Source organism: Dubosiella muris (assembly GCF_004793885.1).
In the GTDB taxonomy this organism is placed as follows: domain Bacteria; phylum Bacillota_I; class Bacilli_A; order Erysipelotrichales; family Erysipelotrichaceae; genus Dubosiella; species Dubosiella muris.
On the sequence record NZ_SRYG01000016.1, the window covers coordinates 42,652 to 64,106 of the forward strand.

Annotated in this window: 23 protein-coding genes; 22 read left to right on the forward strand and 1 reads right to left on the reverse strand. The window is 51.4% G+C overall.

All coding sequences use genetic code 11. The features are described from left to right. The first annotated feature begins 59 nt into the window (after positions 1 to 59). The 5 genes from lepB (at position 60) to E5336_RS08310 (ending at position 3,002) form a co-directional block, all read left to right on the forward strand. Entirely contained in the window at positions 60 to 563 is a 504-nt protein-coding gene (gene lepB / locus E5336_RS08290) for a signal peptidase I (protein WP_135980653.1), read from the forward strand. Next, entirely contained in the window at positions 564 to 1,205 is a 642-nt protein-coding gene (locus E5336_RS08295; RefSeq protein WP_135980654.1) for a hypothetical protein, read from the forward strand. 130 nt (positions 1,206 to 1,335) lie between these two features. Next, a complete protein-coding gene (locus E5336_RS08300) occupies positions 1,336 to 1,872 on the forward strand; it encodes a hypothetical protein (RefSeq protein ID WP_135980655.1) in 537 nt (178 codons plus the stop codon). Positions 1,873 to 1,883: 11 nt separating this feature from the next. Further along, the gene (locus E5336_RS08305) at positions 1,884 to 2,165 is read left to right on the forward strand and encodes a hypothetical protein (protein ID WP_135980656.1); all 282 of its coding nucleotides are present in this window, start codon (positions 1,884 to 1,886) and stop codon (positions 2,163 to 2,165) included. Positions 2,166 to 2,177: 12 nt separating this feature from the next. Further along, on the forward strand, positions 2,178 to 3,002 hold the full coding sequence (locus E5336_RS08310; protein WP_135980657.1) for a hypothetical protein: 825 nt from the start codon (positions 2,178 to 2,180) through the stop codon (positions 3,000 to 3,002). A gap of 108 nt (positions 3,003 to 3,110) precedes the next feature. Here the strand turns inward: E5336_RS08310 and hdhA are convergent, their stop codons facing one another. Then, positions 3,111 to 3,908 carry a 7alpha-hydroxysteroid dehydrogenase gene (gene hdhA / locus E5336_RS08315; protein WP_135980658.1) on the reverse strand — a complete coding sequence of 266 codons (798 nt, stop codon included), beginning with the start codon at positions 3,906 to 3,908 and terminating at the stop codon, positions 3,111 to 3,113. A gap of 150 nt (positions 3,909 to 4,058) precedes the next feature. Here hdhA and E5336_RS08320 point away from each other — a divergent pair, with 150 nt between their 5' ends. The 17 genes from E5336_RS08320 (at position 4,059) to E5336_RS08400 (ending at position 20,668) form a co-directional block, all read left to right on the forward strand. Further along, positions 4,059 to 4,775 carry an ABC transporter ATP-binding protein gene (locus tag E5336_RS08320; protein WP_135980659.1) on the forward strand — a complete coding sequence of 239 codons (717 nt, stop codon included), beginning with the start codon at positions 4,059 to 4,061 and terminating at the stop codon, positions 4,773 to 4,775. After that, positions 4,772 to 6,289: a COG1361 family protein gene (locus tag E5336_RS08325; RefSeq protein WP_135980660.1), complete on the forward strand. Its 1,518-nt coding sequence runs from the start codon at positions 4,772 to 4,774 to the stop codon at positions 6,287 to 6,289. The genes E5336_RS08320 and E5336_RS08325 overlap by 4 nt, the downstream gene beginning before the upstream one ends. Then, positions 6,286 to 7,656, forward strand: a complete 1,371-nt coding sequence (locus E5336_RS08330) for an ABC transporter permease (RefSeq protein WP_135980661.1) — start codon at positions 6,286 to 6,288, stop codon at positions 7,654 to 7,656. Before E5336_RS08325 ends, E5336_RS08330 begins: the two co-directional genes overlap by 4 nt. A 72-nt stretch (positions 7,657 to 7,728) precedes the next feature. Beyond that, a complete protein-coding gene (locus E5336_RS08335; protein WP_135980662.1) occupies positions 7,729 to 7,977 on the forward strand; it encodes a hypothetical protein in 249 nt (82 codons plus the stop codon). Between the two features lie 66 nt (positions 7,978 to 8,043). Beyond that, positions 8,044 to 8,421 carry a metal-dependent transcriptional regulator gene (locus E5336_RS08340; RefSeq protein WP_135980663.1) on the forward strand — a complete coding sequence of 126 codons (378 nt, stop codon included), beginning with the start codon at positions 8,044 to 8,046 and terminating at the stop codon, positions 8,419 to 8,421. 40 nt (positions 8,422 to 8,461) lie between these two features. Then, on the forward strand, positions 8,462 to 10,624 hold the full coding sequence (locus tag E5336_RS08345; RefSeq protein ID WP_168353613.1) for a peptidase U32 family protein: 2,163 nt from the start codon (positions 8,462 to 8,464) through the stop codon (positions 10,622 to 10,624). Between the two features lie 79 nt (positions 10,625 to 10,703). Next, positions 10,704 to 12,017: a phosphopyruvate hydratase gene (gene eno / locus E5336_RS08350; RefSeq protein ID WP_135980665.1), complete on the forward strand. Its 1,314-nt coding sequence runs from the start codon at positions 10,704 to 10,706 to the stop codon at positions 12,015 to 12,017. Between the two features lie 130 nt (positions 12,018 to 12,147). Next, positions 12,148 to 12,330, forward strand: coding sequence for a hypothetical protein (locus tag E5336_RS08355; protein WP_135980666.1), 183 nt, complete (start codon positions 12,148 to 12,150; stop codon positions 12,328 to 12,330). Further along, positions 12,327 to 12,545 (forward strand): hypothetical protein, encoded by a 219-nt coding sequence (locus tag E5336_RS08360; RefSeq protein ID WP_135980667.1) that lies wholly within the window; start codon positions 12,327 to 12,329, stop codon positions 12,543 to 12,545. The genes E5336_RS08355 and E5336_RS08360 overlap by 4 nt, the downstream gene beginning before the upstream one ends. Before the next feature lie 73 nt (positions 12,546 to 12,618). After that, entirely contained in the window at positions 12,619 to 13,182 is a 564-nt protein-coding gene (locus tag E5336_RS08365) for a histidine phosphatase family protein (RefSeq protein WP_135980668.1), read from the forward strand. A gap of 100 nt (positions 13,183 to 13,282) precedes the next feature. After that, positions 13,283 to 14,068, forward strand: a complete 786-nt coding sequence (locus E5336_RS08370; protein WP_135980669.1) for a hypothetical protein — start codon at positions 13,283 to 13,285, stop codon at positions 14,066 to 14,068. After that, positions 14,069 to 14,737: a response regulator transcription factor gene (locus E5336_RS08375; protein ID WP_135980670.1), complete on the forward strand. Its 669-nt coding sequence runs from the start codon at positions 14,069 to 14,071 to the stop codon at positions 14,735 to 14,737. Next, positions 14,734 to 15,714 carry a sensor histidine kinase gene (locus E5336_RS08380; protein ID WP_135980671.1) on the forward strand — a complete coding sequence of 327 codons (981 nt, stop codon included), beginning with the start codon at positions 14,734 to 14,736 and terminating at the stop codon, positions 15,712 to 15,714. The genes E5336_RS08375 and E5336_RS08380 overlap by 4 nt, the downstream gene beginning before the upstream one ends. A gap of 100 nt (positions 15,715 to 15,814) precedes the next feature. Beyond that, positions 15,815 to 16,582 (forward strand): ABC transporter ATP-binding protein, encoded by a 768-nt coding sequence (locus tag E5336_RS08385; RefSeq protein WP_135980672.1) that lies wholly within the window; start codon positions 15,815 to 15,817, stop codon positions 16,580 to 16,582. Beyond that, the gene (locus E5336_RS08390; protein WP_135980673.1) at positions 16,575 to 18,563 is read left to right on the forward strand and encodes an ABC transporter permease; all 1,989 of its coding nucleotides are present in this window, start codon (positions 16,575 to 16,577) and stop codon (positions 18,561 to 18,563) included. The genes E5336_RS08385 and E5336_RS08390 overlap by 8 nt, the downstream gene beginning before the upstream one ends. A gap of 80 nt (positions 18,564 to 18,643) precedes the next feature. Continuing rightward, complete coding sequence (locus E5336_RS08395; protein WP_135980674.1) at positions 18,644 to 18,976, forward strand: type II toxin-antitoxin system RelB/DinJ family antitoxin; 333 nt, start codon at positions 18,644 to 18,646, stop codon at positions 18,974 to 18,976. A 288-nt stretch (positions 18,977 to 19,264) separates the two neighbouring features. Continuing rightward, positions 19,265 to 20,668, forward strand: a complete 1,404-nt coding sequence (locus E5336_RS08400; protein ID WP_168353614.1) for a tetratricopeptide repeat protein — start codon at positions 19,265 to 19,267, stop codon at positions 20,666 to 20,668. The last annotated feature ends 787 nt before the right edge of the window (positions 20,669 to 21,455 follow it).

The following is a 21,455-nucleotide window of genomic DNA, read 5'->3' on the forward strand; positions in this document are numbered from 1 at the left end:
ATTTGTTTACATGCGACATGTTCATTTTATGATGGAATCAAAGAAATGGGAGTAAGAATATGAAAGGAAAACGAAAGTGGCGGCTTGTTTTTGCCGCGGGGATGATTTTTGTGTTGTTGAATGTTTTTGTGGCGACGTTTGGAATCACGAAAGGACGCTCTATGAACATTGCGGAGTATTCGGTAATCGTGAAGTATAAACTTCCGGTCACGTTGCGCAAATTGAACGCGGGATACGTGTTTCCATTAAAGCGAGGCGAAATCGTCAGTTTTTGGAAAGAGGGACATGAAAATATCGCAAAGCGGGTTGTCGGATTGCCAGGCGAAAAGATTAGCTATCGACAGGGGAATTTGTATATTGAGGATGCGCTTGTGGCGGAACCGTATTTGAAACCCAATCAAAAAGATCAAAGCAATCTTCCTTCTTTTCGATTGCAGAAAGACGAAATCTGGGTCATGGGCGACAATCGAATCGACTCTTACGATTCAAGAAGATTTGGGCCACTAAAAATCAATGAAATCAGAGGAAAGATCTTACCTTTTCATGCAGAAGGAGGGGAATAGATGCGACGCAAATCAATCATCCTTATGCTTTGCGTTTTTGGGTGCTTGTTTGGATGCCAGTCCAAACCGTTGCCTTTGTCGTTTGACGTGCCACCCGCGCTTTGCTTCGAGGGAAAGATTTACTGGCAGACGGAAAGTGAACCGGTTGTGGAAAACCAGACGCCAATCGCCACAGTGGAAGCAGTCAGCTCGGATTTCCCGGACCAAAACAAAACCGTGAATCCAAGCGGCCAGGACTGGGTAGACGCCGCGATCTATCGGAATGGCGACGATTTGATTTTGGAACACGAAGACAACATGGCCCGTTTCGAATACCGTAACGCTCCAACGAAGCAGGAACGGGTGCTGAAAGATTTCGATGAAACCGGTGAAATCGCGCTGCCGGGGTTGACGCTGCCGCACTTTGTGTACGAGAACATGGCGTACTTTTTGCTGGGAAAAGCGAGTGCCGGGGAAGCGGCTTTGCTGGAACCCGCTGGAACGATCAAAAAAGTATGCGAGATCGCCGGGGAAAACTTCGATGGCGTCGGCCATGTGGGCGACGAGCTTTACGCCAGTCCAACGCAAAACCGGTATATGATTTTGCACGATATCCAAAACGACACATACGCATGGTATGAAAATGAAAACTATTTTTATTAGAGGAGAGCGGCTTGTTCTCCTCTTTTTTCGCAAGTGGTAAAAAAGGGAGTGTAAGTGGTTGGGTTTTAAAAAGCGCTGCTTGTTTTAAAAGGGTATAATGATCGTAAGAAGAAATAAAAAGGAGGTTAGGATGAAAAAGAGACGTTTGTATTATGGCCCTGCGCTCATTGACGACTTTGACATAGGAAGTCCGCTCGGGATGGGGAATCCAATGGGATGCGTCATCGAATGGACTTCGTCGGATTTACGCATTCGTGCGCGACATGAGGAATACGCGGAAATTTTATTTGGCAAAGGAATCCGCGAAATCGTCATTCCCTATGTGGATATGGAAAAAGTGACGTTATCCGTATGCAGCCGCATATGGGGAATGAATTTGTTTACGTTAGGACGAAAGATTTATAATTTCGACGTGCAGATTTTAACGAAACAATGGGAAACGATGCATTTGGAATTTGCGGCATGCTTCGAATTTCGGACGATTTTGCAGCGTATGAGCGAGCAGGGGGCAACCGTATGCGATGCATTAAACATTTATTCGATGTTTCCCGACAAGCATTCGTTTGAAAAAGGGTTTGGCGACTATTTTGAAACGCATTTCGCGGCGCTGGCCGAACAATACGGGCTCGACGATCCGCGCGTTGGATTTACAGAAGGCAGAATGTGAGGAGAACGAGGATGGAGAACATAAAAGCAAAACTCCTGGAACCGCGCGTCATCAAAGTGTGCAACGGGCTGGCGGTAGCCGGCCTCGTCATCGCGGCCGCGATGATGTACGCGGTCAATCGGGATGTGACGTTCATGGATGCGTTTCAGTTTCTATTTGTCTTGTGGATGTACATGACGCTGCTTGGAACGAAAAAAAAACACATTGTGGCGCATGACGTGGTTTTGATGGGTGCGACTTTTTTGTACGCGCTGGCGATGATCGTGTATTTTGGACAGCATTTGCGGTTTTAAAGGGAGAGTTTCATGAAAAAGAAAGGAAACGTCTGGGCAAAGGCGCTGACGCTCGGGATGCTGGCCGGGTTGGCGGGCTGCTCCGCTCCCAGTGTGGATGACAAAGTCGTTCAAGGACTTCACAAACTCGATGCCCAAGCCGAATACGCGATGGATGTGGATTGGGAACTGAACACGAAAACCGATTGGAAAAACGACAATGACGCCCAGAAAACGCTTGTCTGGAAGTCAGGGGGCGCCATCTACGAATACGACCGGTTTTTCATGGATGACGGTTTGGAAAAAGCGGAAATCATGAAAACAGTCGACCACGACACGACAATCCTGACGCTTGTTCCCGATGGAAAAGGGGACACGGTTGTCGAATCGGTCATGAAAGCAAGCCATCTCGACGAGCCGTTTTTACGTCCTTTGCTGGAACGGCTCCTCTTTCCATTGGATTTGGATGCGCAAGGAAACATCACGATCCCATCCATGTTTCGGCGCGATGATTTCAACACCGAATTCCGGCTCGTGCTGACGGAACTGACGTCCTTCGCGAACGCCTACGCCGACGAGTTTCGCCAGCGCCATCTTGATCCCGGCGATCCAGAGCTGACATGGGGGCCGTATCATATGATTTATGATTTCAAAACAGAAAAGGACCGCTTTGCTCAAATCGACATCGACGAGGAAAGCGCGGGCCGGCTTGGAACGCGGGAATTTCATATCAACCAAAAAGGAACGGTCACGTTTCCGCCCTTCGCCATGACTTCCTCGCAAAAGCGGACGGTGGAGGCGCTGTTTGCCCGGCCGGTTCAGAAAGGCGATCGTGTGGAACTTGAAGTTTTGGGATAAAAATCCGAAAACTTTTTATTTTCGAAAGTTTTGGGAAATAAATCCAAAAAATTCAAAAGAAAAATGGTGCACCGGGTTTCCGGAACACCATTTATCGTTCACGTGCTCTTAGCGCTTGGTACCGCCGCCAGCCAAATCGCCAAACACCGGCGTTGGAATGCCAAAGCCTCCCGCCACCTCGACGACTTGTCCGGTCGTGTATGCCGATTCGTCGCTGGCAAAGTACACCGCCAGCGCCGCGATCTCATCCGGATTGCCCATCCGGTTCAACGGGATGTGTTTCAAGAAAAACGTCTTGAACTCGTCGGATAAATTGTCCTTGACCGCGTCCGTCGCGATCATGCCCGGGCAAATGGCGTTGCAGCGGATGTTGTATTTGGCCGCCTGCACCGCGATCAGCTTCGTCAAGTAGTTGATACCCGCCTTGCTCGTGCCGTAGGCGACTTGCGAAATATCCGGCACGACGCCGCCAATCGACGAAATGTTGATAAGGCTGCCGCAGCCGTTTCCTTTCATCGCCCGAATGGCTTCCTGGCACGGAATGTAGACGCTGGCCAGATTCGTGTCGATGGTTGAAATAAAATCGTGAAAGTCCGTCTGCTCGATGTCTTTGTCCTTGCGCGGATCGCTCGTGCCAAAGTTGTTGACGAGCACATCCAGGCGGCCTTCCTCCTCCACGATCGTTTCGATCATGTCTTTATACGTTTGATGATCGTACGCGTCACAGTAAATCGCTTTGATGATCCGGCCTTGCTCGTTGAGTTCCTTGACCTGCCGGCGCGCGTCCTCCACGCGCCGAACCGCCATATAGACAATGGCGCCTTCCTTGGCGCACGCCTGGACAATCGCCCACCCAATGCCTCGTGTCGAAGCCGTGACGGCAATGACTTTGTTTTTGAGTCGCATAGTTGTTCACCTCTTTTTCATTCATTGTCCGGCAAAAGGGGCGCAACATCAAACGAGACGCTTGGAAGGAAACGACATCTTTCGGAATTTTTAAGAAATTTGTTTTTTGTTTCTGATACAATGATGTTAAAAAAGAAAAGGATATGGACTATGGAACAAGCACCAAAGATCGTACAAGTTCGCAAACTGTACAAGATCTACGACATGGGAGAAGAAAAAGTGTACGCGTTGCGCGACATTCACCTTGATATTCGCAAAGGGGAGATCTGCTGCATTTTCGGGCCGTCCGGCTCTGGAAAAAGCACGCTGCTCAACCAGCTGGCCGGCTTGGAAAAACCAACCCGGGGCGGGGTGAAAATTTGCGGGCAAATCATTTCGCGAATGGACGAGAATGAGCTCGCCGCGTTCCGCCAGAAACATTCCGGATTCATCTTCCAGTCCTACGATTTGCTCCCGCACTTCAGCGCGCTCGAAAACGTCGCGCTGCCGCTCATGTTCGCAGGCGTCCCCTTGAAAGAGCGGAACAAAAAAGCCGCGCGCATGCTCCGGCGGGTCGGACTTCAAAAACGGATGAGCCACTATCCAAACCAGATGTCAGGCGGCCAGCAGCAGCGAGTCGGCATCGCCCGGGCTTTCATCAACACGCCCGAAGTCGTTTTCGCCGACGAGCCGACCGGCAATCTGGATTCGAAAAGCACGAAGGAAGTCATGGAAATGATGGTCGCGTTCGCCCGCGAATACGACCAGACGCTCATTCTCGTCACCCACGACAAGGATATGGCCGCTTACGCCGACCACATCGTCACGCTGCATGACGGGGAAATCGTACAAGAAGAATGGAAAAAAGAAGAGGAAATTTTGATATGAAAAGAAATCACAAACTCGCCGCCCTTTTTTTGGCGGCATGCATGGCAGGCAATCCGGTCGTTTTCGCGCAAGAAACAATCGAACCCGCCAATCCGGTCGAAAAGCCCGAAGCCAAAGCGCAAAGCGCGTTTTCCGTCAACAGCTATTCGCTCGTCAACGAGCAGGGCGAACCGATCGAAACGCTGAAAAAAGGCGAGAAGTTCACGCTCGTCGTCACAGCCAGCGATCCGGCTGTCAGCACCCAGAAAGCGCTGGAACAAGAGGAAATCGACAAAATCAACCAAAGCATCCACTCGCTCAACATCGAGCGGCTCACCGACGACTTTTCCGGCGGACAAACGATGCAGGCGATTCTTCTAAGCAAGGAACAAGAACCGCTCAAAGTCAAAATCGTGTTCAAAGACGTCGTCTGGAAAGGAAAAGGCGACGAGTTCCGCTTTCAAATCGGCTACTCCGCGCTCCAAATCGGCTATACGACGCCTTCTATCGCGATCAAGGAATGCGACGAGCAACCAGCGCAGCCCGAGCAGCCCGATACACCCGATCAGCCCGCAGACACGCCCGTCGACACCCCGACATGGGATGGCGGATACGCTGGCGGAGGGGACGATGGCTACTCGTCCAAAGTCGTCAAGAGCGCGGCGCCCAATCTCATCGTCAAAAAATACTCGTACGGCAAGGATCCAATTTATTCGGGCAAGGAGTTTGGGTTGTCCCTCGAGTTTTACAACACGTCCAAAACCCTGGCGACCGAAAACATCGTCGTGGCGCTCGAAACCGGCGAAGGGCTCTCCATCGCCAATTCCAGCAACACGTTTTACTTCGAAAGCCTGGGCGCCGGCCAGTCGAAAAAGATCGACTTGACGATGAAGGCGCTCGCGATCGAAAAAAGCACATCCGCCGTCGTGGACGTGAACTTCCGCTACGACTATGTGGAAGATGGCGAACGCGTCAACCAGACAATGGCGGAAAAAATTTCCATCCCGGTGTATTTGAAAGACCGCTTCGTCATCAACGAGCCGGTTTTGCCCGAGATGGCTTCTGTCGGAAGCGAATGCGTCGTGTCGTTCAATTATGTGAACAAAGGGAAATCGTCCCTGAGCAATGTCGAAGTGAAAGTCGAAGGCGATGTTCCGGCGCTGCAAAAAGTGCAAAACGTCGGCAACATCGAGTCAGGAAACAGCGGCTCGATCGACGTCATCCTGATTCCAGACAAGCCCGGCCAGCAAAAGGCCACAATCGTGATTTCGTATGAAAACGCGAACGAGGATCTAGTCGAAGAAAAGTTTCCAGTCGAACTCAATGTCGGGGAAATGGCGCCCGTCATGCCGGATGGCGGCATGGAAATGCCAGTCGAAGAGCCCTCGTCGCCCTGGGGCTGGGTGATTGGCGTCGTCGCGCTGGCCGGAGCCATCGTGGCTGTTGTGCTTTTGCGAAAACGCCACAAAAAGAAAAAACAAGCCGACAGCGTCGAAGAACTCGACTTTGACGACGACAAGGATGACGGACAATGACGTTCCGCGATCTTTGGCGCATGTGCCTCAACAATCTCAAGCGACGCAAGTCGAGAACGATCTTAACCGTTCTTGGCGTCATGATCGGGTGCATGTCGATCGTCGTCATGGTATCCATCGGCGTCGCGATGGACGCTTCGCAAAAAAAGATGCTTGAAAGCATGGGCGATTTGCGCATGATCACGATCTACCCCAACTACGATCCAACTTCGCAAACCAAACTGGACGAGGCGGCGCTCGACAGCATCAAAGCCATTCCCGGCGTGCAGGCCGCCAGCGGCAAGTTCGAGATCCAGGACTATCCAATCACGATCTCGACAGGCTCCAACGGTCGCTACGAGGCGATGTACGCCCCGCTGGTCGGCATCGACTTTTCCGAGCTCGAAGGGTTTGGCTACGAGCTCAAAGACGGGACGCTTCCGATTCCCGGCGCGCAAAAGCAGGCGCTGGCCGGCGAGCGCTTCGCGTACAACTTCAAAGACACGGCCCGGCCGGACGGCAGCAACACGATCGACTACTACTCGATGCTGTATGACGAAAACGGCAACATGAACGAGGACAACCTGCCCGATCCGTACTTTGATCCGCTCAACGCCAAAGTCGACCTTTCTATCGCGGTCGACGAGCAAAACAAATTCAAGGAAACCGTGACCGTCACCGGCCGTTTGAAGGAAAACTACATGATCGGCTACGAAACCGGCGAAGGGCTTTTGATCGACATGAACGAGATGAAGACGTTGTGGAAAGATGCCAACCGCAAAGCCGGCAAGCCGTCCACCACGTTCAACTACTCGGGCGCCATGGTCAAAGCCGACGCCATCGAAAACGTTTCGGACATCGAAAAACAAATCCAGGGGCTGGGCTTTCAAACCAACTCGATGGAAAGCATGCGCGAGTCGATGGAGGAGTCGACCCGGATGATTCAGATGGTGCTGGGTGGCATTGGCGCGGTTTCGCTGCTGGTCGCCGCCATCGGCATCACGAACACGATGATCATGTCCATCACCGAGCGGACCCGGGAAATTGGCATCATGAAGGCGCTGGGCTGCTTTACGAAAAACATCCGGGCCCTGTTTTTGATGGAGGCCGGCATGATCGGGCTCATTGGCGGCGTCGCCGGGCTGGCTCTCAGCTTTGTTTTATCCATGGTCATGAACTCTTTCGCCAACGCCCAGGCGCCCGCCCAGTCGTTTGGTGAGCAAGTCTTGTTTTTGTTTGGCATCGAAGGAACGCCGCTGTCTGTCATTCCATGGTGGCTGGCGTTGTTCGCCCTGCTGTTTTCCGTTCTCATCGGCGTGGTATCCGGCTACTATCCGGCCAGCAAGGCGGTCAAGGTGCCGGCGCTGGAAGCCATTCGCCACGAATAAGGTTCGTGAAAGCATATGACGACCATTTCCGGGGCGCCTTTTGTACAATAGGAGCGAAACGAGGTGACAGTCATGAGCGAAGACATCGTCCGCGAGCAAAAAGCGGTTCGTTTGTGCGAGGAAAACGCGAGCAAGCTATTCGTCTATACCGGTCCGGATTTGGAAATGTACGGCAAAACCGGATATTTTGAAATCATCCACGATATGAATTGCTGCGCGCCAACGGATTCCATCCTCTTTTGCTTTCAAACGAAAAAGCGAAGATTCGTGATGGACGCGGCCGGCCTGATCGACACGTTCGAGCATTCCACGTTTGTGTGATGCCCGAAATTGACAAGGCAGTTAGCGACCGCTAAAATAAGGATGGATAGAACAGGAGAATTTGAGATGCAGCATTACGGCGAATCATTGGAAGATTATCTTGAAGCGATCTTGGTATTGTCCGGACAACTGCCGGTCGTGCGCAGCGTCGACGTCGCCAGTTATCTTGGATATTCGAAACCGAGCGTTTCCCACGCAGTCAAATTGATGGTGGAACAACAGCTGATCGAACTGGACCACAGCAAGTGCATCCGCTTAAGCGAGCTTGGAAAACAAGTCGCCGAGGAAACCTACCAGCGGCACGTGTTTTTTTCCAGCATGCTGGAAGCGATTGGCGTGCCCCGCGACATCGCGCAGGAAGACGCCTGCCGCATTGAGCATGTGATCTCGCAGCAGACGTTTGAGGCCATCAAGGCGTTTTATGAGAAAAACGAAGCACGGTAACCGTGCTTTTTTTGAACGATTGAAGGAGAACTACACAAAAATGAACCACCCAGAAATACTTGCTCCGGTTGGAAGCCGGGAATCTCTTGAAGCGGCATTCGCCGCCGGCGCCAACGCGGTTTACTTTGGCTTGCCGGAATTTGGCGCCCGGGCCTTCGCCAACCGCTTCACGCTGGAGGAAACCAAAGAAATCATCGAGCGCGCCCACACCATCGGCATGAAAGTGTACATCACGATGAACACGATTTTGTACGAGGACGAAATCGAGCACGCCTACGAAATGGCGAAAGCGCTGTACCATATCAACGTGGACGCTGTCATCGTGCAGGATCTTGGCTTGATCCATTTGCTCCATAAACGGCTTCCCGACCTGGAAGTCCATGCCTCGACTCAGCTTTCCGTGTCGACGCCGTTCCAAATCGAGCAGCTTCGCAAGCTGGGCGTGCGCCGCGTCGTGCTGGCACGCGAGTGCACCCTCGAGCAAATCAAAGCGTGCGCGGCGACCGGGATGGAAATCGAAGTGTTCGTGCATGGCGCGTTGTGCATCTCCTATTCGGGACAGTGTCAGTTTTCAAGCGTTATGTACAAACGCAGCGGCAACCGCGGCATGTGCGCCCAGCCATGCCGGATGCCGTACTACTTGAAAGAAGATGGCGAAAACATCAACAAGATTCCGATGTACCTGCTTTCGCCCCGCGATCTTTCCCTCATCCACGATATGCAGGATTTAAAAGACGCCGGCGTGGCTTCGCTGAAAATCGAAGGCCGCATGAAATCGGCGGAGTATGTGTACGCCAGCGTGGAAGCAATCAAAAAGGCGCTTCGAAACGAGCCCGTCACGCAGGAGGACGAGGAGCATTTGGAAGTGACATTCAACCGCACATTCACCGAAGGCCACACGTACGGAAAACGGGGCAGCCAGCTCATGGAAATGAAAGCGAGCAACCACCACGGCTTGACGATCGGGAAAGTCAAGGCGGTCCGAAACAAGAAAATCACGATCGAGCTGACGCACGAGCTCAACCAAAACGACGGGATCTGCTTTGAAACGAACCGGTCGTCGACGGGCTGCCACGTCAATTATATGTACGACGGACGCAACCGCCTCATCGCGCAAGGAGCGGCCGGACAGACGATCACGATTGACGGCCCCGAAGGCGTGAAACCGGGCAGCGTCGTCAAAAAGACCGTCGACGCCAAATATCGCAAGGAAGTGGCGGAATGCGTGAAACACGCCCATCGGCAAGTGGGAGTCACGGCCAAAGCGGTTTGCCAGGGCGTCGGCCACCCTCTCACGCTGGAAGTCAGCGACGGGACGCACACGGTGCGTATCGAATCGCACGGCAAGGCCGAAGCGGCAAAAAATCAGGCGACCGACGCGGCCGTCCTTGGAAAACAACTTAACAAAACCAACGATTCATGGGCGTATTTTACGGCAATCGACTACGATTTGGCGCCCGGCATTTATTTTCCGATTAAAGTGATGAACAACTTGCGCAAGGAGGCGCTGGAGCATTTGCGCCTCAAGCGGCTCGAATATGTCATTCACCCCCAAAAGCCGTATGTGTTTTTTCCAGTCGTCAACGAGGAGCCGGTCGTGCTGGCCCAAATCGAGTCGTTGAGCCAGAAGGGGGAGGAAAACGTCACGTGGATCGCGGAAAATCTGCCGGAAACGGCAAAAAAAGGCCGCATCGACACCATGGAAGCCGACGTGCTGACCCATCTTGGAAAAGGAAAGATCATTTTGGATATGAATGTGACCAACTCGTACGCGATCGCCGCGCTGCTGGAGCTTGGATATGAAAAAGTCGGGTTGTCCGACGAGATGCGTCTGGACCAAATCGAGCAGACGCTGGACGCGTTTGAAGCGCGCTACGAGCAAAAGGCGCCCGTGATTGTGTGCGTGTATCAAAAGCGGCGGCTGATGCTCATGAACCATTGTCCAGTCAACACGTTGAAAAAAGATGGCCGGCGGGTTGGCTGCCGGCTGTGCCACGAGCACGAATACACCTTGGAAGGAACGGATGGTCGCGAGGTGCTTTGCCTAGGCGACAGTGGCTGCCGGATGCGCTTGTTCGACACCCAGACGTGCGATCGTCTTTTCTGGGTGGATCGTTTGAAAAAACGGGGCGTCAATGGTTTTTTGTGCGTCTTTATCAATGAGGGAAAAAGCGAGATCGAACGCGTCTTGAAAGCGCTTTAGATTCCAAATTTTATTGAAAATAGAGGGGGGGAGTGTTAATATTTTATTAGCTCAAAGCTTAGAGGAGGATATTTTAATTATGCCTATTATTACTGATGTATATGCACGCGAGGTTCTTGACTCCCGTGGAAATCCAACGGTTGAAGTGGAAGTGACGACGGAATCCGGTGCGTACGGACGTGCGATGGTACCAAGTGGTGCAAGTACAGGCGAACGGGAAGCGTTGGAGCTTCGCGATGGCGACAAGAGCCGTTACCTGGGAAAAGGAACGACGAAAGCCGTGAATAATGTAAACACGATCATCGCGCCAGCCGTAATCGGTTTGGATGTTCGGGATCAAAACCTGATCGACAAGACGATGCTTGAACTGGATGGTACGCCATTCAAGAAAAACCTCGGCGCCAACGCGACACTGGGTGTTTCCATGGCTTGCGCGATCGCTGCCGCTGACTTCTATGGAATGCCTTTGTTCAACTACTTTGGCGGATTCAACGGAAACACGCTGCCAGTGCCAATGTGCAACGTAATCAACGGTGGAAGCCACGCGGACTCCACAGTTGACTTCCAGGAGTTCATGATCATGCCTGTTGGCGCGAAAAACGAAAAAGAAGCGGTACGTATGGCTGCGGAAACGTTCCACGCTTTGAAAAAAGTTTTGAAGGACAAAGGCTACAACACAAACGTTGGTGACGAAGGCGGATTCGCCCCTAGCTGCAAAGACGGAAACGAAGAACCACTGGAACTGCTCGTTGAAGCGATGAAAGCGGCTGGATACGAACCAGGAAAAGACATGATGATCGCGATGGACGTTGCGGCATCGGAATTCCACAACCATGAAACAGGAATGTACGAATTGACAAAATCCGGACAAGGAAACAAAACTTCGGATGAAATGATCGACATGTACGCGGCATGGATCGAAAAATATCCAATTATCTCCATCGAAGACGGACTTGGCGAACGCGACTGGGACGGATGGAAAAAGATGACCGAGCGTCTTGGCGACAAAGTGCAGCTCGTTGGTGACGACCTGTTCGTTACAAACCCTGCCATCCTGGCAGAAGGTATCGAAAAAGGTATCGCGAACGCCATCCTGATCAAAGTAAACCAGATCGGTACGCTGACAGAAACATTCGACGCAATGCAGCTGGCCAAAGAGCACAACTACACTTGCATCGTATCGCACCGTTCGGGTGAAACCGAAGATTCGACAATCGCCGACATCGCTGTTGGTTTGAACGCCGGACAAATCAAAACCGGATCGCTTTCCCGTACAGACCGGATCGCGAAGTACAACCGTTTGATGCGTATCGAGGACGAACTCGACAAACGTGGCGCAACGGCAATCGCCCGTTACCCTGGCTTGAAAGCGTTCTACAACCTTTACAAATAAGGATTCGATTGAAACACAAAAAGAGACTGGCATTTCCGGTCTCTTTTTTTTCTTAAAGTGGTTTTTCCTTGTGGATTGAAAAAAGAACGATAAAATGAAATTAAAATAAAATCCAGAAAGGAGAAATTCGATGACAAGAAAAATGAACGGGATCTCTCCGGCGCAAAAAGCCGCGTATTTGAAACAGTCGCGGGAAGTCATGGCGAAATACGATTCGTTTTTAAAGGACAACGCGTCGTTTTCCAAGGCGCTCATCGCGTTGTCCCTGTTGTCTTTGGCGGCGTTCATCACGTCGATGATGAAAGGCGCATGATCCAGATCGTCAGCGACTTCGTGCCGTTTTACGGCCTGATCGTGCTGGGCGGCATCGGCTGGCTTTTTCTTTTGATTGGACTGCAATGCATGCAGTTCGCGGCCAAACTCAACGGAACGAGCGAACGGTGCTCAACCATTTTCGCAAAGCTGATGGTCATCACCGGCATCCTCGCGCTGGCCGGCTTGTTTTGGTGGCTGGCGCAGCATACGTAAGTGGACGAATCGCCGGATTCGTCCATTGTCTTTCTTCCGTGTGGTCTTTATGCTGAAAGCGGAGGAAACAACAATGGAAAAGACACTTGTTTTGATGCGCCACGGAGAAACGCTGTTCAACGCGCTGCACAAGATCCAGGGATGGTGCGACTCGCCCCTGACACAACGGGGCATCGAGCAGGCGAAGGCGGCCGGAAAAAAGCCTCGGGAACGCGGCTTTCGTTTCGACCACGCGTACTCGTCGACGTCGGAGCGCTGCTGCGACACGCTCGAACTCGTGTGCGATTTGCCGTACACGCGCCTGAAAGGGCTAAAGGAAAACAACTACGGATTGCTGGAAGGGGAAAGCGATTTTCTGGCGGAAAACGATCCGGTCCGATGCGAGACGTACTATCTTCAATTCGGGGGCGAATCGAGCAACACGACGCGCGACCGCATGGTGGTCACGCTGACGGAACTTATGGAAAAAGAGGACCATCAATGCGTGCTCGCCGTTTCGCATGGCGGGGCGTGCTTCAATTTTTTACGCGCCATTCAGGATCCGTCCGAGGAGCTGAAAAAAGGGTTTGGCAACGGCTGCCTGTTCGTATATGGATACGAGGCGGGACGATTCGCCTTGCGCGAAGTTATTCGGTGAGAACACGCTTTGGCGTGTTTTTCTTTGGGAAACTGTAAGGGATGGCGCCGGTATTTCTTTGGCGGACATGATAAAATAAAAAAGAACGGAGAAACAGAATATGAAAAAAAGATGGATATATACAATCGCGGCCGGTTTGCTGGCGTTTGGCTTGAGCGGCTGCTCCCGCTCGCTTTCGGGCGACTTTTTAACGCTTCACGACGCCATCGAGCGCAACAACGCGTGGCGCTCGTGGACGATGGACACAAAGCTGGTGGAAAACGAGCAAGTCAAGACGACGATCCGGGAGCAGGACGCGATCAAGGAAGACACGGTCTATATGATTGAAACGTACGATTCCAACGAGGAAACGCTGACGCGAGTCGAAAAGACAGGCAAAAAGACGCAGGATATTTTTATCGTCGAGCCCGTGGACGGACGTGACATCGTGACGTACTACGTGCAGGCCGATGTCCTGAAACAATACGACGCGGCCCGCTCGCCCATCAAGGAGGACCTTTCGCTGCTTAGCGACAAGTATTTTGATTCCAGCCGGGAAAACAAAGGCGAAAAGACGGTGCTGACATTCACGCTGAAAAAGGAAATGGCGGGCGACTATTCGAAAAAGACGAAATCCAAAGAGCAAATCGTGTCGGACGTGTACGAGTTCGTGCTCGACGAGTCCAAAGCGGTGAGCGGCATCGTCGACGAAAAAACATACGCCAACGACGTGGTGGTGAAAAAAGAAGTGAAGTGCACGAAGATCGGCGATACGGGAATCGACTTTTCGCTAATCGACACGACGATTGGCAAGTTCGAGTCGCCATTCGACTTGAAGACGCTCGATCCGGCCGTTGCGCAGGATTTGCCGGTCTACACGTTTGAATGGAAGAAGGAAGGGGATTAAATGTATAAAATACTGATTGTGGAGGACGACGAGATCATTTCCCGCGAGATCGCCTCGTTTTTGTCGACATGGGGATACGATACGAAGCGGGTCGTGCATTTCGACAAAGTGGTGGAAACGTGGATGGACTACGGGGCCGACCTCGTGCTCATGGACATCTCCCTGCCCTATAAAAACGGGTTTTACTGGACGGAGAAAATTCGAACGTACTCCAAAGTGCCGATCGTGTTCATTTCAAGCGCCAACGACAACATGAACATCGTCATGGCGATCGCCCGGGGCGCGGATGATTTTATCGCCAAGCCATTCGACAGCCAGGTGCTGGTCGCCAAGATCCAGGCCATCTTGCGGCGCACGTACGATTTTTCCGGAAAGACCGATTTGCTTACGCACAAGGACGTGCAGTTCAACATTGGCGACAACGTCGTGTCGTACAACGGGCAAAGCGTGGAGCTGACAAAAAACGAGGGCAAGATCCTGCGGCTGCTCATGGAGAAAAAGGACACGATCGTCTCCCGCGAAGAGCTTATGGAGTATTTGTGGAAAACCGACTACTACGTGGATGAAAACGCGTTGAGCGTCAACGTGAACCGGGTGCGCAAAAAACTGGAACGCATCGGGATCGTCGATTTTGTTCAGACGCGCAAAGGCATCGGCTACATCGTATGAAGCTGTTTGCTCAATACGTGAAGGCGCGGTTTGGCTTGTTCGTGCTGTCGGGGGCGTGCGCGCTCATTTTCGGCTTGCTGTTTTTTCTATACGGTCTGGAACCCGAAGCGTACGGATACGGCCTGACACTGTGCCTGGTCGCACTGACGATCTACGTGGCCAGGGACTTTGCCGCGTACTACAAGACGCACCATGTGTGGCGGGAACTTCTGGATGTTTCTTTGCTCAATGTCGCGCTGGAAGAGACGACGACGGATCCGGATTTGCGTGCCTTGTTTGCTCAAATCGCGCGCGAGAAAAACGAGTTGATCGCGGCGGGGGAAGCGCGAAAGACGGATTTGACGGACTACTTCACGTTGTGGATCCACCAGGTGAAGCTGCCGGTTTCGGCGATGCGGCTCATGCTGGCCAACCACGATTTGAACGAGGCGGACTGGAAAAAGCAGATTTTCGCCCTGGAACGGTATTTGGGCATGGTGCTGGCGTATTTGCGCATGAAAAGCGACTCGACCGATTATGTCATCCGCATGTTTTCGCTCGATTCCATGCTGCGGGCGGCGATCCGGACGTTTTCGACGGAGTTTATTTACAAGAAGATCCGGCTTTCGTTCACGCCAACCGGCCTGGAGGTGTTGAGCGATGAAAAATGGCTGCAGTTTGTCGTGGAGCAGCTGCTGTCCAACGCGATCAAATACTCGGCGCTGGGCTCGACGATCGAAATGTACGCCAACGGATACGACCTCGTGATCGAGGACCATGGCTGCGGCATCTCGGCTTCGGATTTGAAACGCATCCGCGAGAAAGGCTTTACGGGGGAAAACGGACGGGTCCACAAGGAGGAGTCGAGCGGGCTGGGGCTGTATTTGTGCGAGCAGGTGCTGGCCCGGCTCCACCATCCGTTTGTGATCGAGTCGACGTTGAACGAGGGGACCCGGGTCGTTTTGCGGCTTGATCCGGCGCTGCTGGAGCGTGAATGACAAAACTGTAAGAAACGCGATGGATTTGTAAGGACAAACGATGGCTGCCTGCGGGTGGCTTTTTTTATAATAAAACCACATACAGGGAGGAAATGAGATCATGCCTTTATTGGAAGTCAAAAATTTAAAGAAAACATATACGTCGCGGTTTGGAATGAACCAGGTGCACGCGCTGACGAATGTCAACTTCACCGTGGAGGAAGGGGAGTACGTGGCGATCATGGGCGAGTCGGGCGCCGGCAAGACGACGCTGCTCAACGTGCTGGCCGCGCTGGACCGGCCGACGAGCGGCTCGATTCTGCTGAATGGCCAGGAGATCTCGACGATCCAGGATTCGAAGCTGTCGGCGTTTCGCCGCCGTCATCTGGGCTTCGTTTTTCAGGATTTCAACTTGCTGGACACGTTCAACAACCAGGACAACATCTTTTTGCCGCTTGTGCTGAGCAACGAGAAATACCGGACGATGAAGCGTAAGCTCGATCCGCTCGCCCAAGAACTGGGCATTTCGGATTTGATGAAAAAGTTTCCGTACGAGTGCTCGGGCGGCCAGAAGCAACGGGTCGCCATCGCCCGGGCGCTCATTACAAAGCCCGAGCTCATCCTGGCCGACGAGCCGACGGGTGCGTTGGATTCGCGCAGCACGGAAGAGCTGCTGATGCTGTTTCAACGCATCAACGAGGCGGGGCAGACGATTTTGATGGTGACGCATTCGGTCAAGGCGGCCAGCCACGCCAAACGGGTGCTGTTTATCAAGGACGGCACGGTGTTCCATCAAATCTACCGGGGCGACAAGTCGCGCGAGGGTATGTACGAGGCGATTTCGGACACGCTGTCGCTGCTGTCCAGAGAGGACGGTCGTCATGTCTAAGGCGTTTTATTTAAAGATGGCGTGGCAGAACCTTGTCAAAAACAAAAAGGTGTACATCCCGTTTTTGCTGACAAGCGTTTTCGCCACGATGATGCTGTATATGATTGTCGGGCTGGCCAGCAACAAAGGGCTGAAAGCGCTGCCGGGCGGTCAGGACATGCAAATGATGCTGGGGTTAGGCGTGTTTGTCGTCGAGATGTTTTTGCTGATCTTCTTGTTTTACACGAACTCGTTTTTGCTGAAGCGAAGGAAAAAGGAGTTTGGCTTGTACTCGGTGCTTGGGATGGAAAAGAAGCATTTGGCCCGGGTCATCTTTTACGAGCTGTTGTTTTGCTTTGCTATCTCGCTGACAGGCGGATTGCTGGCAGGCATGCTGTTGGACAAGCTGCTGTTTCTTGTAGTCATCAAGATGCTGGGCACGGAAGTGCCGCTGGGCTTTTCCATTTCCGTCAAGGGAATCCAGGAAACGGTGCTTTATGTCGGCATCGTGTATGTGGCGATGTTCGTGTACGCTTTGTTGCAGGTGCGGCTGGCCAATCCGATCGAGCTGCTTCATTCGGGCTCGATGGCGGAGAAGGAGCCAAAATCCAAGCTGGTGATCACGATTTTGGGCATCGTGCTGCTGGCGACCGGATACGCGATTTCGTTGACGATCACAAATCCGATCATGGCGATGCTGTTGTTTTTCGTGGCGGTCATTTGCGTCATCATCGGCACGTATTTGCTGTTTACGAGCGGTAGCATCACCTTGCTGAAGGCGCTGGAGAAAAACAAGCGCTACTACTACAAGATCGACCACTTTTTAAGCGTGTCGAATATGAAATTCCGCATGAAGCAAAACGCGGTGTCGCTGGGCAACATTTGCATTCTTTCGACGATGGTGCTCGTCATGCTGTCGACGACGATCTCGTTGTGGACGGGCATGGTGGCTGCGGTAGAAAGCGGAATCGGTCACGATTATAACGTGACGGTGCGTTACGACGCGATGGATGAAAACCCGGATATCGCGGCGCGTATGGACGCGTTTGTGAAAGACTCGGGTATCCATCCAACGCGCCAGACGGGGTATTCGGTGTTCGAGATTCCGATGGAGAAAGAAGGAAACCGGCTGGACGACGTGTCGTTTGGTCAGGACGCGGTGTACGCGGATTTTATCGCGCTGGATGACTACAACGCGCTGGAAAATACCGATGTGAAACTGGGGCCCGACGAGGTGCTCGTGTACGGCATGCGGGAGAAGTACGGATTTGACTCGATGCATTTGCTGGGAACCGAATACAAGGCGAAGGAGCTGGACTCGTTTTCGGAAAACAATCCAAACGATGCGATCGTCAACAACACGTACTTGATCGTCGTTCCTTCCCGGGAAGCCTTGTTGCGAGTCAAGGACGAGGCGACAGCGGCGGCCAGGCAAGTGTATCCGGACTATACGACGTCTTTTCAGTACCGGACCGGATTGGACAGCGAGAACAAGGACATCCCGTCGAACGATTTAATGAAAGGGCTGGCCAACGCGTTTGAGGGGGCGACAATCTCGTCGTACTACGCGCAAAGCAAGGTGGAGACGTTCCAGCAAATGCGGGCGCTGTACGCGGGGTTCCTGTTCATTGGCGTGTTCCTGAGTTTGTTGTTTATCATGGCGACGATTTTGATCATGTATTATAAGCAGATCAGCGAGGGGTACGAGGACCAGAAGCGGTACGACATTATGAAAAAGGTCGGCTTGGACGAGAAGCAGGTAAAGAAGACGATTCGCACGCAAGTCATCACGGTGTTCTTTTTGCCGCTAATCGTGGCGGGCGTCCATATTTGTTTCGCGTTCCCGATCATTTCCAAGCTGTTGCGGCTGCTGTTACTGTCGGATATGAAAGTGTTTGTCCTCACGACGCTGGCTTGCTTCCTGATTTTTAGCGTCTTGTACATTTTGATTTACTGGATCACGGCAAGGGCCTACTATAAAATCGTTTCGTCTTGCGAATAGAAGAACGTCTTCGACTCGAAGTCATGGCGGGTTCGTGTTACAATGCTCTTAGCAACACAATATTGTGGAGGTAGATCAATATGGAAAAGACGAATATGGATTTGGAAATGAATAAGGAATTAAAAACGAAATTTGACGAAGTGTGCGAGGACTTGGGGATGGAACCGCAGACAGCGATCAATATTTTCGCGCAGAAGATGGTCAACGAGCAGGCGATGCCGTTTGAAGTGACGGCAAAAGACTATCCGGTTGACGAGGAGGCCGTGCGCAAGGAGCGAATCGAGAAAATCGCGAAAGGCGCGCTGATTGGCGCCGGCATCGGTCTGGCGGTTTCCGGACTGGTTAAACTGATCGTTCATTTCGCGAAGCACGAGGTGCGCAAAGAAGAACGAAAGCTGATGTTTTGGAAGTAAAAAATAAAAATCACGGGATTTGTCACTGAATTCCGTGACTTTTTTGAAAGCGCTTGAATTTTTTTAAAAAAACGAATATTATAGGGTCGTAAATAATTTATTCCTTTGCGGTGGCAAAGGACGCAACTCTTGTTTTATCTTGGGAAAAGGCCGGATGACGGTCTTTTTTCTTTTTTTATTGGGAAACTCTTCGCCAATATACAATTTGGGATAAGAAAATAAATCAATTTTATGGGGAATGTGAAGGTGAAGTACCATTGGCTCAATACTTTTTTGTATAATACAATTATGGATGAAAAAGAGAAAATCAAAAAAGAATTGGACGCGCTGCATTTTGAGCGGGCGGACGCGCTACTTTCCGGTTTTCATGAAAACGATGGGGAGGAAGCGCTGTTAAAAATACGCGCTTTGCGTGGGCTATACCGCTTTGAAGAGGCGATGAAGGTATGTCTGGAACACGAAGGAGAAGGAACTGCGTTTGATTTAGAGCGCGCGAAATGTTTGTTCGCTTTGGGGAAAACAAAAGAGGCTCGTTCGCTTTTGGAAACGATCGAGCCAACGGACAAAGTCAAATTAACGTTGGCGGCGCTGGATGGGGAAACGGGCGATGTCCATCGTGCGCTGGAACGTCTGGAAACGATTCGCGAAGAAGGTTTGGATGGGCTGGATCGGATGGACTTTGTGCTTTTGCAAGCGGATTTGTACTCGTTCGAGGAAAAAATGAATTCATCGTTTTGGTCGTACGCGAAAGGGCTGGAATTGACAAATTCATGCGTGCCGAAAAACTGGCGTTCTTTGCGACGAATGCTGATTTATCATAATATGGCAGACGCCTACGAGCAAATGGAGCAGGAAGAAAAAGCGCTGGAAACGTATCGAATGGCTTTAACCGAAATGGAGAACCAAAAGAAAAAAGACCCGTCCGTGACCGATTTGGCGAGTTACGAAATCGAATTGCTGTTGTCTGTGGCAAATTGCTTTTCAAACGCGGAGTATGCAAAGGAAGCGAAAACGTATTTAAAGAAAGCGAAAGCTTTGCTGCCGGAAATGAAACCAAGACAACGCGATTACTTTGGGGCCCGGTTTCACTATATCGCGGGGTTGATTGCGATGAACGCAGGACAGGAGCCGGAGGCGGTCTTTCATTTTGAGACGGCTTATCACGCCCAGCGGGAACTGGTTAAATCGGGAAAAGACAAACGCGAGCATGTGGCTCGGTCGGCCTATTATTTGGCATCGCTTTTGACGGATGAGAAAAGCGCGAAAAAACTGCAACTCTATCAAGTCGCCACGCCGATTTTCAAAGAGGTGCTGGAAAAGGAACCATCGTTTTATATGGCTTCTTTGGCGGATATGGAAAACGAACAAGGGCGACTGGCAAAAACGCAGGAAGAAGCGTTGCGCCATTTTGATCAGGCGATTGAATGGTATGAAAAGTTGCTCAAGAGAAATCCGGAAGACCGGCTTGCGATGGAGTCGCTTTTGGTGACGAGAATCAACCGGATGGCTCTGGATCCAATACGGGATGAGGAAATTGTAAAAGAAGCATTGAAGGAGATTTTAACAGAAAAGGACAATGTGCCATTTATTTATTCGATTTGCGCCATTTTAGAGGAGCAGGACCATTCCAGGACATTTTTTTCCTGGTTTCATGATTTTGAGGAAGGACTTCCTACGGAATTTGATGCTTGAAAGAATGAAAATAGAACTAAGTCAATGGATTTTGAGGATGCATTTTTAATGAAGTGTTTTATATATCGTGCTTCATTCCTGTATTCCCTACATGCGTAGGGATGAATCTGACTCGACTGTCAAATGGAGCATTTTGGTATCGTATTCCCTACATGCGTAGGGATGAATCCGGCAAGACGGAAGGCAAATGGATGGGCCAGTAGTATTCCCTACATGCGTAGGGATGAATCTGAGATGGAAGAAAAAGCCCGGGAACTTTCGAAGTATTCCCTACATGGGTAGGGATGAATCTTTAACCGACTTCGATGCCGGTACGATCATTTCGTATTCCTTACATACGTAGGAATGAATTTAACCTCGGATCGGCGACGGACACTTTGAAGTCGTATTCCCTACATGGGTAGGGATGAATCCCATCCAGTGGGTTGGTCTGGCAGCCAGTTTTTGTATTCCCTACATGTGTAGGGATGGATCCAAGTGAAAAGGTGTGTAGGCATACCATGCTTGCTTTTTTCGCGACATACGGAAAGATGAATTTTGGCAAACCTGGTGTCCTCTACAATTATGGAAGAGTGATTGAATCACATTGACCTGCAAAAAGATGATTCTATTCAATATGGAAAAGAATGGTTTTGGGGCGGTTCATTCATGATATAACGGGAAAGATACTTCTTTTATCTGTCATCTAAATTTCTTTAAAAAAGATATAAAAAGTAGTTTACAGTTGGCGAGGAGTGCGGTATGATAAGTGAGCGTTAAGGAAACTCCTCTCGAAAACGAACCGCTT

Excerpts from the sequence above, each read along its gene's own strand:
- E5336_RS08395 (WP_135980674.1), top strand. The coding sequence starts at position 18,644 with ATGGAAAAGACGAATATGGATTTGGAAATGAATAAGGAATTAAAAACG.
- E5336_RS08370 (WP_135980669.1), top strand. The coding sequence starts at position 13,283 with ATGAAAAAAAGATGGATATATACAATCGCGGCCGGTTTGCTGGCGTTT.
- E5336_RS08390 (WP_135980673.1), top strand. The coding sequence starts at position 16,575 with ATGTCTAAGGCGTTTTATTTAAAGATGGCGTGGCAGAACCTTGTCAAA.
- E5336_RS08380 (WP_135980671.1), top strand. The coding sequence starts at position 14,734 with ATGAAGCTGTTTGCTCAATACGTGAAGGCGCGGTTTGGCTTGTTCGTG.
- E5336_RS08300 (WP_135980655.1), top strand. The coding sequence starts at position 1,336 with ATGAAAAAGAGACGTTTGTATTATGGCCCTGCGCTCATTGACGACTTT.
- E5336_RS08295 (WP_135980654.1), top strand. The coding sequence starts at position 564 with ATGCGACGCAAATCAATCATCCTTATGCTTTGCGTTTTTGGGTGCTTG.
- E5336_RS08375 (WP_135980670.1), top strand. The coding sequence starts at position 14,069 with ATGTATAAAATACTGATTGTGGAGGACGACGAGATCATTTCCCGCGAG.
- E5336_RS08305 (WP_135980656.1), top strand. The coding sequence starts at position 1,884 with ATGGAGAACATAAAAGCAAAACTCCTGGAACCGCGCGTCATCAAAGTG.
- E5336_RS08325 (WP_135980660.1), top strand. The coding sequence starts at position 4,772 with ATGAAAAGAAATCACAAACTCGCCGCCCTTTTTTTGGCGGCATGCATG.
- lepB (WP_135980653.1), top strand. The coding sequence starts at position 60 with ATGAAAGGAAAACGAAAGTGGCGGCTTGTTTTTGCCGCGGGGATGATT.
- E5336_RS08400 (WP_168353614.1), top strand. The coding sequence starts at position 19,265 with ATGGATGAAAAAGAGAAAATCAAAAAAGAATTGGACGCGCTGCATTTT.
- E5336_RS08330 (WP_135980661.1), top strand. The coding sequence starts at position 6,286 with ATGACGTTCCGCGATCTTTGGCGCATGTGCCTCAACAATCTCAAGCGA.
- hdhA (WP_135980658.1), bottom strand. The coding sequence starts at position 3,908 with ATGCGACTCAAAAACAAAGTCATTGCCGTCACGGCTTCGACACGAGGC.
- E5336_RS08355 (WP_135980666.1), top strand. The coding sequence starts at position 12,148 with ATGACAAGAAAAATGAACGGGATCTCTCCGGCGCAAAAAGCCGCGTAT.
- E5336_RS08340 (WP_135980663.1), top strand. The coding sequence starts at position 8,044 with ATGCAGCATTACGGCGAATCATTGGAAGATTATCTTGAAGCGATCTTG.
- E5336_RS08360 (WP_135980667.1), top strand. The coding sequence starts at position 12,327 with ATGATCCAGATCGTCAGCGACTTCGTGCCGTTTTACGGCCTGATCGTG.
- E5336_RS08385 (WP_135980672.1), top strand. The coding sequence starts at position 15,815 with ATGCCTTTATTGGAAGTCAAAAATTTAAAGAAAACATATACGTCGCGG.
- E5336_RS08365 (WP_135980668.1), top strand. The coding sequence starts at position 12,619 with ATGGAAAAGACACTTGTTTTGATGCGCCACGGAGAAACGCTGTTCAAC.
- E5336_RS08335 (WP_135980662.1), top strand. The coding sequence starts at position 7,729 with ATGAGCGAAGACATCGTCCGCGAGCAAAAAGCGGTTCGTTTGTGCGAG.
- E5336_RS08345 (WP_168353613.1), top strand. The coding sequence starts at position 8,462 with ATGAACCACCCAGAAATACTTGCTCCGGTTGGAAGCCGGGAATCTCTT.
- E5336_RS08320 (WP_135980659.1), top strand. The coding sequence starts at position 4,059 with ATGGAACAAGCACCAAAGATCGTACAAGTTCGCAAACTGTACAAGATC.
- eno (WP_135980665.1), top strand. The coding sequence starts at position 10,704 with ATGCCTATTATTACTGATGTATATGCACGCGAGGTTCTTGACTCCCGT.
- E5336_RS08310 (WP_135980657.1), top strand. The coding sequence starts at position 2,178 with ATGAAAAAGAAAGGAAACGTCTGGGCAAAGGCGCTGACGCTCGGGATG.